9 protein-coding genes are annotated in these 15,464 nt (G+C 50.1%); 7 read left to right on the forward strand and 2 right to left on the reverse strand.

All coding sequences use genetic code 11. The annotated features are described in order from the left end of the window. Positions 1-135 precede the first annotated feature (135 nt). The 4 genes from KJW29_RS01020 to KJW29_RS01035 all read left to right on the forward strand — a co-directional run bounded on the left by KJW29_RS01020 (position 136) and on the right by KJW29_RS01035 (position 3,889). Entirely contained in the window at positions 136-1,101 is a 966-nt protein-coding gene (locus KJW29_RS01020) for a Gfo/Idh/MocA family protein (RefSeq protein ID WP_214628415.1), read from the forward strand. A 53-nt stretch (positions 1,102-1,154) separates the two neighbouring features. Then, complete coding sequence (locus KJW29_RS01025; protein ID WP_214628416.1) at positions 1,155-1,985, forward strand: sugar phosphate isomerase/epimerase family protein; 831 nt, start codon at positions 1,155-1,157, stop codon at positions 1,983-1,985. A gap of 135 nt (positions 1,986-2,120) precedes the next feature. Continuing rightward, the gene (locus KJW29_RS01030) at positions 2,121-2,849 is read left to right on the forward strand and encodes a ThuA domain-containing protein (RefSeq protein ID WP_214628417.1); all 729 of its coding nucleotides are present in this window, start codon (positions 2,121-2,123) and stop codon (positions 2,847-2,849) included. After that, positions 2,849-3,889 (forward strand): Gfo/Idh/MocA family protein, encoded by a 1,041-nt coding sequence (locus KJW29_RS01035; protein WP_214628418.1) that lies wholly within the window; start codon positions 2,849-2,851, stop codon positions 3,887-3,889. Before KJW29_RS01030 ends, KJW29_RS01035 begins: the two co-directional genes overlap by 1 nt. A gap of 45 nt (positions 3,890-3,934) precedes the next feature. Here KJW29_RS01035 and KJW29_RS01040 read toward each other — a convergent pair whose 3' ends face one another. After that, positions 3,935-4,837 carry an AraC family transcriptional regulator gene (locus KJW29_RS01040; RefSeq protein ID WP_214628419.1) on the reverse strand — a complete coding sequence of 301 codons (903 nt, stop codon included), beginning with the start codon at positions 4,835-4,837 and terminating at the stop codon, positions 3,935-3,937. Between the two features lie 264 nt (positions 4,838-5,101). Here KJW29_RS01040 and KJW29_RS01045 point away from each other — a divergent pair, with 264 nt between their 5' ends. From KJW29_RS01045 to KJW29_RS01055, 3 genes are all read left to right on the forward strand, one after another. After that, positions 5,102-6,982 carry an ADP-ribosylglycohydrolase family protein gene (locus tag KJW29_RS01045; protein ID WP_214628420.1) on the forward strand — a complete coding sequence of 627 codons (1,881 nt, stop codon included), beginning with the start codon at positions 5,102-5,104 and terminating at the stop codon, positions 6,980-6,982. After that, the gene (locus tag KJW29_RS01050; protein WP_214628421.1) at positions 6,972-7,805 is read left to right on the forward strand and encodes an amidohydrolase family protein; all 834 of its coding nucleotides are present in this window, start codon (positions 6,972-6,974) and stop codon (positions 7,803-7,805) included. Before KJW29_RS01045 ends, KJW29_RS01050 begins: the two co-directional genes overlap by 11 nt. Before the next feature lie 254 nt (positions 7,806-8,059). Then, positions 8,060-14,317 (forward strand): choice-of-anchor L domain-containing protein, encoded by a 6,258-nt coding sequence (locus tag KJW29_RS01055; RefSeq protein ID WP_214628422.1) that lies wholly within the window; start codon positions 8,060-8,062, stop codon positions 14,315-14,317. Positions 14,318-14,504: 187 nt separating this feature from the next. On the opposite strand, the gene KJW29_RS01060 is transcribed toward KJW29_RS01055, so the two are convergent. Further along, positions 14,505-15,455, reverse strand: a complete 951-nt coding sequence (locus KJW29_RS01060) for a helix-turn-helix domain-containing protein (RefSeq protein ID WP_214628423.1) — start codon at positions 15,453-15,455, stop codon at positions 14,505-14,507. Between the last annotated feature and the right edge of the window lie 9 nt (positions 15,456-15,464).

Here is a 15,464-nt window from a genome sequence, read left to right on the forward strand (position 1 = left end):
GGGGATGCCTGTTTTTTTGTGTAAATAATTGAGCGTTTTCGATAACTACAGCCTGATTCATATATTCTATGCTGATCAATAGAGACGGTTAGCAGTTGCCCGTCGAAGGATGATAACCAGGAGGAGAGTTTACACATGACAGTTAGAATCGGTTTTATCGGCGCAGGAGGTATCGCCGAGCACCATATGAACACACTTCAACGCATCCATCCGGCCAAGATTACCGCAATCTTTGATGTCAATCCGAATAGAGCGGCAGAGATCGCGGACAAGTATGAGGCGGCGGCGTACGCAAGCGTGGAGCAACTGCTCGATTCCGGCCAGGTAGATGCCGTATTTGTCTGCTCGCCGCCTTTTGCGCGCGACGGGGCGGAAGTATTGGCCGCGCAAAAAGGAATCGCCGTGCTGGCCGAAAAACCGGTCGCGCTAAACATGGAGCAGGCGAAGGAATGGGAGGCGCAGATCCTTGGCTCAGGTGTCGTTCATTCCTCTGGTTATTGCCTGCGTTATCTGGATATTGTGCAGAAGGCCAAAGCTTATTTGCAGGATAAAAAAATTTCCCTCGTGCAAGCCTATCGGATCGGCGGAAAGCCGCCGATGGCATGGTGGACGCGCATGGAGATGTCCGGCGGCCAGCTTGTCGAGCAGTCGACGCATCAACTCGATTTGGTTCGCTATTTGGCAGGAGAAATTTCTTCTGTTCACGCTTTCCATGCGCAAACTCATATTAAGCAGACCGATCCGGAGGCAACCGCTTATGATGTGGGGGCGGTCTCGTTCGTCCTGGCGTCCGGAGGGGTGGGCAATATTACGAGCACCTGCTTGTCCAATCACTTCAATCGAGGTGAGGTCGAGTTTTTTGGACCGGATTTCTACCTGTCGATTAACGGCAATACTTTAAAATTTATCGACGCCGAACAGCACATCACGGAGGTTTCGCGCGATGACTTCTATTATCTGCAAAATAAGGCATTTGTCGAGGCGGTTGCAGCCAAGCGGCAGGATCTGGTGTTGGGCGACTATGCCGAGGCGGTAGAGACGCTGCGCGTCACGCTCGCTGCCAACGAATCGGCGGATTCGGGAAAAGCAGTCGCTCTGTAAGGGGCGGTATTCGAAAAGACAATGCAGATTTAAAAAAGGAGCGATGACTGCGTATGTTGAAGGGCGTCAATCAATGGTGTTTTCCGAACCAGACACCGCTGGAGGAAGTATTTGCCGTCAGCCGGAAGGCGGGCTTTGACACGGTAGAGCTGAATGTATATGAGCCAGGCAATGTCGGTTTGACGACAGATACGACTCCGGAAGAAGCAAAGGCAATCAGGCGTCAGGCGGAAGCGCACGGCATCAAGCTGCGCAGCCTATCCACCGGATTGTTATGGGGCTGTCCGTTGTCGTCGGCGGACGCCGGGGTGCGGGGACAGGGCCGCGAAGTCATCTCCAAACAGCTGGAGCTGGCCGAGGCGCTGGAGATTGATACGGTGCTGGTCGTACCCGGGAAGGTTGATCCGGATACGAGCTATGACGCATGTTACGAACGCAGCCAGGCCGAGCTGAACCTGTTGTCCAAGGCAGCCGAGGCGCGCGGCGTGCGGATAGGCGTGGAAAACGTCTGGAATCATTTCCTGCTGTCACCGCTGGAGATGGCCCGTTATGTGGATGAGCTGCAATCGTCCCATATTGGCGTTTATTTCGATGTGGGCAACGTATTGAAATATGGTTATCCCGAGCAGTGGATTCGCATTCTGGGTCAGCGCATTTTCCGTGTGCATGTCAAGGATTTCAGACCTGCCGTCGGCACGTTTGGCGGTTTCGTGCCGCTGCTGGCCGGCGATGTCAATTGGTCAGCCGTGCGCACCGCGCTGCAGGAGATTGGCTACAGCGAGTCGCTGACCGCGGAGATCAGTCCCTATGCCGGCAACGGTCTGCAGGCCGTGTACGATACTGCGCGGCAGATCGCTTGCATCATTGACGGAGAAGCCCGATAGGCATCGTAATTTCGCCCCGAAATTTGATAAAGATCATGACAGAATACCGTATAAATTAAATAGATTCGGTAATCGAACGGAGATCGTTCCTCTATTAAAATGGAGAGGAAGTTGATCAAAGGGGAGATTAGACGAATGAGCCAGCATATTCATGTAACCGTATGGAACGAATACCGTCATGAGAAAACGAATGAAAAGGTAGCTTCTGTTTATCCGGAGGGCATGCATACAGCGATTGCAGAGGGTCTTGACGTAACGGGCGAGATCACAATCGCAACCTTGGACGATGAGGAACATGGTTTGACGAACGAAGTACTGGACCGGACGGATGTGCTTCTCTGGTGGGGGCATACGGCGCATGGCGAGGTGCAGGACGAAATTGTCAACAGAGTGTATGACCGCGTACTCAAGGGAATGGGACTGATTGTATTGCATTCGGGCCATTTCTCCAAAATATTCAAAAAGCTGATGGGCACCTCCTGCGACTTGAAGTGGAGGGAAGCGAACGAGAAGGAACGAATCTGGGTCGTTAAGCCTGGCCACCCGATCGTGGAGGGAATCGGCGAATACATTGAACTTCCGCAGGAAGAGATGTACGGCGAACACTTCGATATACCGGAGCCGGACGAGCTTGTTATGGTGAGTTGGTTCGAAGGAGGCGAAGTGTTCCGCAGCGGCTGTTGTTATACGCGCGGGGCAGGCAAGGTGTTTTACTTCCGGCCGGGGCATGAGACGTTCCCGACTTACTACAACCCGCAGGTACGCAGGGTAATCTCCAATGCCGTTAAGTGGGCGGCGCCCGTGCAGCGTGACTACCCGGTCTATGGCAATGCCAAGCCGCTAGAGAGCATTAAGGGGCAATAATGACGGCGCTAAAAGTAGGCGTGGTCGGCACCGGCGGAATTTATAAGTGGGCGCATCTTCCGGGATGGTTGTCGCATAAGGAAGTTGAAATTGTCGCCTTCTGCGACTCGTTGCGCGCTTCGGCAGAAGCGGCGGCAAAGGACTTTCCCGAGGCGAAGGTCTACGATGATTATCGGGAGCTTCTTGCCGATCCTTCCATTGATGTCGTCGGAATCAGCACTCCTAACCTGTATCATTCGGAGATTGCCATCGCAGCGTTGCAGAAAGGCAAGCATGTATTTTGCGAGAAACCGGATGCGGTAAATCCGGTCGAAGCGCAAAAGATGGCGGATGCCGCCAAAGCTTCGGGCAAGCTGTTGATGACGATGCGCAACAACCGATTCAGCGAGGAAGCGCAGTTCGCGAAGAGAATCATCGAGCAAGGCGAGCTCGGAGAGCTCTACACGGGGCGTTGCGGCTGGATTCGACGCCGAGGTATTCCGGGGCGCGGCGGCTGGTTTACAACGAAGGAGCTGTCCGGCGGAGGTCCATTGATCGACCTTGGCGTGCATATGATTGATCTCGCGATATGGCTGAGCGGCAATCCGAAGCCTGTCGCGGTATCGGGAGCGACGTACCGCAAGTTTGCGGATCAGCCGGACGCGTCGGGTCGGATCCCGGAAGGCACATTCGACGTCGAAGATTTGGCCGCTGGCTTCATCCGCTTCGATAACGGGGCAACGCTTCAGATCGAATTCAGCTGGGCATCCCATATTGCGGAAGAACAGAAGTTTCTCGAGTGGAGAGGCACCAAGGGCGGTCTCAATCTCACGAATGACAAGCTGACTCTCTTTACGGAATCCGCAGGCGCGCTTATCGATCAGAAGCCGGCATTCCCGGGCTCGGCAATTCCTCAACATACGGCGAACATTCGTCACTTCGTTGAATGCGTGCTCGGCCGCGAAACGCCGATTTTTGTACCGGAGCAAGGCGTCGATATGATCAAGATTCTATCGGCGATCTACGAATCCGCCGAACACGGGCGGGAGATCCGGCTGTAGAGCCGGAGTTGGGTACGCAAAACTATAAAAAACAAGCTCAACCGCTCATCGGTTGGGCTTGTTCTGTTCGATATCCCGATAATGCTGAGGGGCGACTCCTTCTAGTTTTTTAAATAAACGGCTGAAATAAAAGGGATCCGAATACCCGACTTCTTGTGAAATCTCTTGAATGTTTTTACCGGTATGGTCAAGCAGATGTTTGGCTCTTTGAATTCTAAGAAGTTGGATATAACGTGTCATGGAGATCCCTGTGTATTTCTTGAATATCTGGCATAGATACTCGTATTTGTAATCAAGCGTACGTTCAAGGTTTTCCCCGTTAAGCTCGGATACGTAATCGTTATTTAAATGGTTGGCCAGCTTGCGAAACGTAAAATAGGAAACCGGAAAGCTGGTGTCCAGGTGGCTTTGTTCCAGGAAATCCGTTGCGATGGAGGCAAGCATTTCGGAAAGGATTAATGTGCTTTGAAATCGAAAGTAACCCCGAGGCTGCTTCATGGTATCCGCCAGGTCTTCGAAGCGGCTTAGCAGCTTATAACATTGTTTGTTGCGGTATAGACGCGGGAGAATCAGCAGATCTTCATGACTCATTTCGACAGTCTGAAGCTCGGTACGTTCGACATGGACAAAGTCGAGATCAGATAGGCGATTAACATCAAAATTGTTCATCCCGGGCGTACATGAGAATTGAGCCCAATAAAACTTCCCCTGTTTAAATTCCGAGACGCCCCCCTTATGTTGCTCCCAAGGACAAAGCAACAGCGAATCCCCGGGCTGCAAGACCGTTTGGATGCCTCCGGCCTCGAGATTTACCATTCCATCGGCAACTACGATTAACTCATAATACGGATTATAATGTTGATCGAAGAATGTGGTGTTTGTACCCGCATCAAACAGATCCGCCCATCTCACGTCCAAGGTGGAAAGTCGCGACATCGAATAATACATAATGGCTCCTATCGATATATATAGTAGAAACAACTTAGCACTGTATATGGCTTCATGTTGAAAGCGCTTTAATGAAAGGATTGTTTTATTATATCATACTATAGTAGGTGTTCAAAAAGTTGGGTTTTCAGTATAAAAAGCAAGGTTTAAAATTCACAATTTCTCTTCAAACATCTCAATCTAGTTCATGGCTTCCATCATGCCATATTCTTATAATCAAGCTAATTCGTTTACAACAATTAAACCGGCAATGGAGGAATTGGCATGGGATTGAGTATATTGAATGAACAAGAGTATTATCGAATCGTTTATGGCGGTTGGTTGGGAAAAAATATAGGAGGTACTTTGGGGGCGCCGGTAGAGGGAGTAAAGGAGCTGTTAACGCTAACCTTTTATCCGGAATTGCCGGACGGCCCGCTCGAAAATGATGATCTTGATCTTCAACTCGTATGGCTGCATGCGCTCGAACAGTATGGTCCCGGATTAACGGCTCGAGAGCTGGGACAGGAGTGGGTGGACCATATCTTTTTTCCTTTCGATGAATATGGCTACGCATTAACCAATTTACGCAGAGGGCTTATTCCACCCGTTGCCGGCTCCTTTAATAATCCATTTACTAACTGCATGGGTTCGCCAATCCGATCAGAAATATGGGCGATGGTTGCCCCCGGATTACCGGAAGTAGCTGCGTCATATGCCTATCAGGATGCAATCGTAGACCACGCGGGCGGCGAAGGGGTATATGGGGAAATGTTTTTTGCGGCCATTGAAAGCGCCATTTTCTTCGAAAAGGACCGAGACCGACTGATCGACATCGGCATGAAGTTTATACCTCCAAATAGCCGCACCTGCAAGGCACTACAAGATTTGATTCGTTGGCATCAAGAGGGCAAGAGCTGGACGGAAACGCGTTCGCTTATTCTTGAGCATCACGGCAGCGACAATTTTACAGATGCTCCTCAAAATATTGCATTTACCATTCTTGGCTGGTTATATGGCGAGGATTTCGAAGATTCGATATTAAAAGCCGTTAACTGCGGATATGATACCGACTGTACGGCTGCAACGCTGGGGGCTATATTGGGGATGCTGCTTGGACCGGAGGGACTCCCTGACAAATGGGTGAAGCCGGTAGGCGATCGCGTCGTTGTCAGTCCGCCGATTAACGGATTTCCAGCGCCAAAAAATTTGGATGAGTTGACTTTACGAACGATTCGTATGGGGAAACAAATTTTGGCTGCTGCTGATGCCGATATCATTGTACATCCCAATGAGCCAAGTTGCTGGAGCATAAAGGATGTTTCGCTTCGAGAGGTTCAGGAGCTTTGGAAAAGGTCGGCGACATCCAATCATTACTTGCTGCCGCGGGGGACCTTGCAAAACCCTGCTCTTGAACTGATCATGGAGTATGGTGCCGAAGGACCGGCGATTGGAGCCAATCAAAAGAAAACCATACATGTTACATTAATAAATCGTTCATTGACCACGATAACAGGCAAACTTTCAATGGACTTGCCTGAGAGCTGGGCGGGACCGGATACGCTCGAAACGGTGTTGCACCCGAACCAGTCTATAGAATGGGCTGCGGACATAACGGCTCCGGCATTCGTGGGGGCCAGCCAAGAACTTGGTTTGCTCTGGACAAGGCTTCACGACAATTCGGTGTGGGCAACGGAGAAGGTGATGTTTACACTGATTGGGGCTTCATGTTGGACGGTATGGGGACCTGATAGCAACGAAGGCGTTGAAGCCATGTTCCCCGGAAATCGCTTAGAGTGGGACAAGGCAATAAATACAGACGCGGATGGGTGTTACAAAGCCTCGACGACGCTTTATATCCCGTCGGAGCGCCAGTTTAGCCTTATTGCTGCCGCAGACGGTCCTGTTTCGCTTAAGCTCAATGGGAAAATCGTGATCGACTGCCAGCATACGCTGGAATTTATGCCGGCCTATCATCGCGCTCCCAAGGAACAGCGGGCCCAGTTGACGCTTGAGGCCGGAACTTATAAAGTGGAGGTAGAGGCTATTCAGAAGGGGGCTCCCATCCAGGTGTATGTTTTGCCAGTTGCTACCGCCAATACGGCTGATCCAGGTCCGTATTATTATTACACGGATATGCTCTTCGGTTTAAGAAATGAGGATTGACGCCCACCAGCATTATTGGAAACCAGGGCGCGGGGATTATGGCTGGTTAACTCCGGAACAGGGTATTTTGTATGCGGATTATTTGCCCTCTCTTCTGCATCGTACACTGCAACAACATGGCATAGATCGAACCATCGTTGTACAGGCCGCGCCGACGATGAAAGAGACGGAATTTATGCTTTCCTTGTACGAGGAGGAGGAGTCGATTGCCGGCGTGGTCGGATGGCTTGATCTGGATTCCGAGGAGTTTGAGCAACATTATCAGACATTCCGCGGGCATAAGGGGTTTGTTGGATTTCGTCCGATGTTGCAGGATTTGCCGGACGGCTGGATCCTCCAGGGCAGAGTCATGCGTAACTTGAGGTTAATCGCAGAAGATGGTTTCCCCATCGATTTGCAGTTGAGGCCAAGACATCTGCCTGATATGCATAAGGTTCTTCAGTCCATTCCTTCGCTCCGGGCAGTCATCGATCACGCGGCCAAACCGTTTATTGCCGAGAAAGCGATAGAACCATGGAAGGAACAGTTGTCTGAGCTGGCTCGTTTCCCTGGCATGATGTGCAAGTTGTCGGGCTTAGTTACGGAAGCGGATCAGCAACAATGGAGTCGGCTTGACTTCGTTCCTTACGTGCATCATGTTGTGGAGACATTCGGAACGGACCGAATTATGTTCGGCAGCGATTGGCCGGTCTGCTTGACGACTTGTGAATATGCAGAGGTTCTGGAGGTTTTATTGGAGTCGTTGCCATCAGGTTTGTCGGAGGCAGAATATGAGGCTTTATTCGGAGGCAATGCCGCACGGTTTTATAGATTGAGTATGTGAACGAGAGAATACAATGTAATCAATGACCGGTATTAAGAATATGCAGAAGACTCCATACCACTGTCCAAGTGGGTCTGGGGTCTTTTTTGCATAAGAAAAACAGGTAATAAGTCCTAGTTGTTTCAGGTGTCTGATAGATCTAATGTTCAGTATATGTTCAGCGGCAAGTGGTACTATTTTAATAGAAAATGTCGAATTTTAAAACTTGTTGATGATTTATGTCTTTAGCTGTTACATGAGGAGGATGTTTTAAGATGACTAAAGTCTTGAATCGGTTCGTGGCTTATCTTTTACTGGCAACGATGGTGATGTCGGTATTAGGCGGCATTGGAAGTGGCAGCGTGTCGGCTGCTGCCGGATTGAACGTGACTCAAAATAACGATAAGGCAGCGTTGGTCAATTCAATGTTGGGCAATGGGATCACAGCGTCGAATATTAAATTAACGGGTCATGCCAACGCATTTGGTACTTTTAGTGGAGGCAATGGCATTATCGGTTTTGATGAAGGGATTATACTAAGTACGGGCAAGGCTGTTGATGTTATGGGGAATCACCAGACTCCTAACAGAACAACTCAACATAATACGCCTGGCGATCAAAACTTGACAGACTTAGCAAGTCTCACAACACTCGATGCAGCTATATTGGAGTTTGAGTTTGTTCCTCAAGGGGACAAGATTTCGTTCCAGTACGTGTTTTCATCAGAGGAATATCATGAGTATGCAAATGATGAGTACAACGATGTGTTTGCGTTTTTTGTAAATGGCAATAATGCGGCCCTTATACCGGGTACGACAACTCCGGTTTCGATTAACAACGTTAACGGTGGCAACCCTCTTGGGACAAATCCGAAAAATCCGCAGTATTTTATAGATAATGTTGGATCGAGTGGGAAACAGCTTGGCACTGCAATGGATGGTTTGACTATTGTCATGTCTGTATCAGTTGCTGTTCATCCTGGTGTGACGAATACAATCAAGATAGCTATTGCAGATGGTGGTGACGCCTCCTACGATTCAAATGTATTTATCAAAGCGGGGAGCTTTAACGACCGTGCTGCGATGCCAGGAGAGCTAGTCATCGATAGCAGGGAAGATTTTGATATTACGATTGAACGCACCACTGGCAGCGATGGCGCAATATCCGCGACGTGGACTGCAAAGGACGAGAATGGTGCAACGGTTGGTACAGGCGTGGTGTCGTTTAATGACGGTGAAACGTCTAAAACGATTACTGTACCGGGCAATACAGTTACGATCGAGTTAAGCAATCCTACTAATGGGGCTACTATTGCTGCAGGGAGCCACTCCAAAAATCTCTCGGATATATCAGATGCGGGTGCAGTACTTCCGCCGACAATCAGTTTAAATACAACCGAACCTGCGGATTCGGTGGTTGTCACGTTGTCCGCATTAGCTGGAACCATTGAATATACGACTGATAATGGATTGACATGGCTTCCTTATTCTAATCCGTTCTCTGTTAATGACAATGTGGTCCTTAAGGCTAGAGCTGTAGATCAAGGGAATTTCAGCAATGAAGTTACATATAACATCACTAATATTAATCAGAAAAGCCCAGCTCCAGTTATAGCAGATATCACTGCAGCCGGCACAGCGGCAGAAGTGACGGTGGCGAACGTGCCAGCGGGCGCGACGGTTATCGTGTATGACGGCAACGGTGTTGAAATCGGTCGCGGCACGAACAGCGGTGTGGCAGCAGGAAGCGTGACGATTGAAGCTTTGACAGAAATGACGATCGGCGAAACGATCTCCGTCAGCTTGCATGAGAATAACAAATCGGAGAGCGCGAAAGTGACGGTAACGCCAGTGTTCGAGCGCAGCGCAGCGCCATTAGCACCAAATCTGTCGGCGAATGCAACGACAGATGCTGTGACGGTAGCGAACGTACCGGCGGGCACAGTAGTCACGGTGTATGACGTGACAAGCGGCAACGAGATTGGCACGGCAACAAACAGTGGCGGCAGCGCAGCAACAGTCACTGTCACAATAGCGAGCGGCTTGGTGAATAGCCAGGAAGTCGAAGTCACACTAACGGAGCCGCGCAAGCTGGAAAGCACAGCAACGTCGGTGACGGCGGTGTACGATGTGACAGCAGCGCCGCAAGTTTCGGCGATTACGGCAGACGGCACAGGGGCAGAAGTGACGGTGGCGAATGTGCCAGCGGGCGCGACAGTTATTGTGTATGATCACGATGGCGTAGAAATTGGCCGCGCTACGAATAACGGATCAGCAACAGCAAACGTTACGGTTGAAGATTTGATAGAGTTGACGATCGGAGAGGCGATTACGGTTACGATCAGCGAGACGGGCAAGGCGGAGAGCGCGGCAACTACGGTAACGCCAGTGTTCGAGCAAAGCGCAGCGCCATCGGCGTTGGACTCGTCTGCGAATGCAACGACAGATCAAGTAACGGTGCCTAACGTGCCGGCAGGGGCGATCGTCAAGGTATATGACGAAGCAACTGGCAACGAGATCGGCACGGCAACTAACAATGGAGCAGGCTCCGCTCAAGTGGTCGTCACGATTGCGGGCGGCTTGACGGATGGACAAGAGGTTGAAGTTTCCATTACAGGGCTTCGCAAGTTGGAAAGTACAGCTACGCCGAAGACGGCGGTATACGATGTGACGGCTGCTCCATCAGCGTCCGACATTACGGCTGACGGAACAGCTGCAGAAGTAACTGTGGCGAATGTGCCGGCTGGCGCAAAGGTCATTGTGTATGATCACAATGGTGATGAGATTGGCCGCGGCACGAACAGCGGAGCGACAGCCGGAAGCGTCACGATTGTAGATTTGACACAGTTGGCGATTGGCGACACGATCTCCGTCAGCTTGCATGAGAATAACAAGTCGGAGAGCGCGAAAGTAACGGTAACGCCAGTGTTCGAACGCAGCGCAGCGCCATTGGCGCCGAATCTGTCGGCAAATGCAACGACAGATGCCGTGACGGTAGCGAACGTACCGGCGGGCATGGTAGTCAAGGTGTATGACGTGACAAGCGGCAACGAGATTGGCACGGCAACAAACAGTGGCGGCTCTACCGCAACAATCACTGTCACCATTGGAAGCGGCTTGGCGAATAGCCAGGAAGTTGAAGTTACACTTACGGAGTCGCGCAAGCTGGAAAGCACAGCAACGTCCGTGACGGCGGTGTACGATGTGACAGCAGCGCCGCAAGCTTCGGCGATTACTGCAGACGGCACAGCGGCAGAAGTGACGGTGGCGAACATGCCAGCGGGCGTGACGGTTATTGTGTATGACAGCAACGGCGATGAAATCGGTCGCGGAACGAACACCGGCGCAGCAGCCGGAAATGTAACGATTGAAGATTTGACACAGTTGGCGATCGGCGAAACGATCTCCGTCAGCTTGCATGAGAATAACAAGTCGGAGAGCGCGAAAGTAACGGTAACGCCAGTATTCGAACGTAGCACAGCGCCAACAGCGCAGGAATTAGCTGCGAATGCAACGACGGATAAGGTGACGGTACAAAACGTGCCGGCAGGAGCGATCGTCCAGGTATATGACGTAGCAACTGGCGACGTGATCGGTACAGAAACGAACAATGGAACAGCTTCTGCTCAAGTGGTCGTCACGATTGCAGGCGGCTTGACGGATGGACAAGAAGTTGAAGTTTCCATTACAGAGCTTCGCAAGTTGGAAAGTACAGCTACGCCGAAGACGGCGGTGTTTGATGTGACAGCAGCGCTGCAAGCTTCGGCGATTATTGCAGACGGAACAGCTGCAGAAGTAACGGTGACGAATGTGCCGGCTGGCGCAACAGTCATTGTATACGGTAACGATGGCGTGGAGATCGGCCGCGCTACGAATGGTGGAGCGACAACAGCAGACGTAACGATTGAAGATCTTGAAGAGTTGGCGATCGGAGAGACGATTTCGGTTACATTGACAGAAGAGAACAAATCCGAGAGCGTTGCGACTACGATAACGTCAGTATTCGAGCAAAGCGGAGCGCCGTCGGCGGAATCGGCTGGGAATGCGACGACAGATCAAGTAACGGTGTCGAACGTGCCGGCAGGAGCGATCGTCAAGGTATATGGCAAAGCAACCGGCGACGTGATCGGTACGGCAACGAACAATGGAACAGCTTCCGCTCAAGTGGTCGTCACGGTTGCGGCTGGCTTGGCGGATGGACAAGAGGTTGAAGTTACTATCACGGAACTGCGTAAGAGAGAAAGCACACGTACGCCGTTGACGGCAGTGTACGACGTGACCCTTTGGCAGGCTGAGTCCAGTGATATTGTAGCTAATGCAACTGCTAACAAAGTGGCTGTGCGGGATGTACCTGCCGGCGGAACGATAACGGTCCGCAATAATGACGGTAAAATTTTAGGGACTGCTAAAAACTCAGGCAACAGTCCTGCGGAAGTCACGGTGGATCTCTTAGATCCGGCTCTGATATACCAAGAAGAGATCGATGTTACTTTGACAATCGACAATCATTCTGCCAGCGAGCCGTTAGTCGTAACCGTTAATCGGCAAAGCGAAGCTCCTGCAACTAGCACGATTACTGTAGATGTATTGGCAGGCAGAGCTGTGGTAAATAACGTGCCTGCAGGCGCCGAGGTTGTTGTATATGATGATGGAGCTATCATCGGACGAGGCACAAATACGGGTTCGGTTGCCGGCGAAGTTGTCATTGAAGGATTGGAAGAATTGCAGGAAGGCGATATTCTAACTTTCACTGTTACGGTAACGGGAGATTTGGAGAGTGAGGCCACTGCGATTGAATTAGCTTTAACGGACGGGCAAGCGGTAGCGGAAGCAGCCAGATTGTTAAAAGTCGGCTTTACCGAAGGCGATACATGGGAGAGCGTTACAGGTTCTCTGTTCTTATTGTCGGTTGGAGCATATGCGACTGACGTGAGCTGGACCTCCAGCAAACCTACCGCGGTTGTCATACCCGAATCATCCGAACATACACTTACAGCTGATGTAGTGCGCCAAACAAAAGAACAAAGTGTTATATTAACAGCCAAAATAGAAAAGAACGGCGTTGAAAAAACAAGAACGTTCCTGCTTATTGTGAAAGCGCAAGGCGTAACAAAAGAAGAGGACAGCAGCTACAACAGAAATGTACAGGTCGTAAATCAAACTGATGATACCGTACCGATTCCAATCTCCCGCATCCTTGTAAAAAATGATGCAGGTGAAACGAATTCCAAAATCGACAAAGTGATATTGACGCCAGATCAAGCTGCAGATGTGGTTAGCAATGCCGGGTCTGACGGTAATACAGCAACCATCGTAATTGACGAATTGCCAGAGGATGCGGCGGATGAGATCGCGGTCGAAATCCCAACAGGTGCAATGCTTCTCCTGGCGGAACGAGGCTTTGGCCTCAATATTCAGACCGACTACGCAACGATTACTCTTAGCGAAACTACATTACAGGCTATGGATCAAAATAATTTGGATTTGTTCTTCCGCCTGATTCCGCTCAAGAGCCTGGAACTTCAATCGGAAGTAAGGGGCCGGCTGCCGTCGAGCACCGAAGGACGTTATGTCGTCATGCGTGGTTTGCCATTAATTATTGAAACCAATTACAGCGATTTTGACACGACTTTGTTTATTTCTTTTGCTCAAAACAATATCAACCCATCTGCCGTTAACTTAAATAATCTACGCGTCTATATCGAACACAGCGATGGGGAAAAAGTGATGAGGCAAGGAACGATTGTGCGTGACGAGCATGATACACCTATCGGAATGTCTATTGAGATTAATAAATTTAGTACGTTTACGATTGTCGAACTTCAAACGCCGCCAGCGCCGATCATTATACCTAATGTCGATTCCGGTGAGGATGTGGAAAACGGAGAGGCTGGGGAAGAGGAAATCGGCTTCCATTCCGCGTATATTAACGGGTATCCGGATCGCACTTTCCGGCCGAATCGCCAGATTACGAGAGCCGAGCTTGCTGCGCTGCTGGCTCGCAATTTGGGAGAAACGCCAGAGAACACTGTGGGAACGAAGGTAGTATTTAAGGATGTTGCCGCACAGCATTGGGCAGCGGCATACATTGAGAAGGTAAGAGCATTCGGTCTGATTATCGGTGATCCAAATGGCAACTTCCGTCCGGAAGACGCCATTACAAGGGCCGAAATGGCCGCGATAAGCTCCCGATTCAAGCAATTGGTTGCCGATTCGAAGCAAGGGGCATCCATCTACTTTACCGATCTGAACGGCCATTGGGCTGCAGGAGCGATCGATGCGGCGAAGTCGGCCAATGTGATGAATGGATATCCGGACGGCACCTTTAAACCGCAAAATTCGTTAACTCGCGCCGAAGCCGTTGCTACGATTAACCGTTTGTTCGATCGCGGGCCGCTTTATGGCGTTACGACGGATCTTTGGTCCGACGTTGCTGGGACGAATTGGGCATTTGGAGATATTGCGGAAGCATCCATCGATCATTATTATGTAGATCGTCCTGCAGGCGGCGAACAACGAGTAGATAAACCATAGGATGCCGTTGTCGCTTGTTAGGCAAATACTAGTCTTGGACTGACTTTTAGGAAAAAAAGCTCTTGGGATCAAAATATCCCAAGAGCTTTTTCTGTACAGAATTTTACCCCATCTGATCAAAATAATGAAGGCGCTTACTTCGAGAATGGTTTATACTTCGTCTAGACGGGAGATTCGGCAGCTCTCGTTATTCTCGCCTTCGATAGGCGACAGGGGAAGTTCCCGCAATGGATTTAAATACTTTGCTAAAATAATTTGTATCATTAAAACCCAGAGATAAAGCGATTTCCGTAATGGATAATGTTGTCGCGCCGAGCAGCGACTTTGCATGCTGTACTCGAATTTGGTTGACATATTTTACGAGAGACATGCCAAACACTTGCGAGAAGCAGCGGCTGACATAACCTGTGCTGCAATTGCAGTGTCTCGCTATAGTGGTCAGGCTAAAGGTTTCATGGTAGGTACTTTGCACCCGTTCCATTGCGAGCTTGGCAACAGCCTGCACCCTGGATAAGCTGGTTTCGGCAACTGGAAGTTCGATAGTATCGTTAATCTGTGAGGAAAGCAGCGTAGATTGATAAGCAAGCACGACGAACTGACTGATCATCAGTATGACTTTCAGCAAGTCTTCTATTATCGTTTCATCCAACTTCATGGCGATGTTATTATAAATGTCCAGTAGAACTTCTTGATTGACTTGATATTGCTCTGCTTTGCCGCTGATCCAATCCAAATCCTTTTGATCTCGAGCGCCGAATTGTCCGAGAAACACAACGGCAATCGTTTCGCCTCCGTGAACGACAGGGAAGACGATTTCCTCAACGCCCATATAACACTTTCCGTAAAAGGATCGTTGCTCCGTAGCCGCTTTGCGAACAGAGTATTTCCGATTGACGATGCAGCGCTTCGTATTGTGCGAGTTCTTCTTGACCAAGCTGCAGAAGGGATGCGTATGCATGGCATACGGCTCAAAGGAGGCGCGCAAGGATGCATCTTTGAAGGTGAATCCCTTCGTATCATATATCGTTAAGGCGTATCCAAGAGACTTCGATACATGCTCGAAACAGGCGGCTAATCCGTCAGGATACAGCATCCTTTCTTGCAAACTTCGATTTAACTCGGCTGCTGCAGGGTTCATGAACCCGAC

Source organism: Paenibacillus agaridevorans, from assembly GCF_018604145.1.
Classification (GTDB): domain Bacteria; phylum Bacillota; class Bacilli; order Paenibacillales; family Paenibacillaceae; genus Pristimantibacillus; species Pristimantibacillus agaridevorans.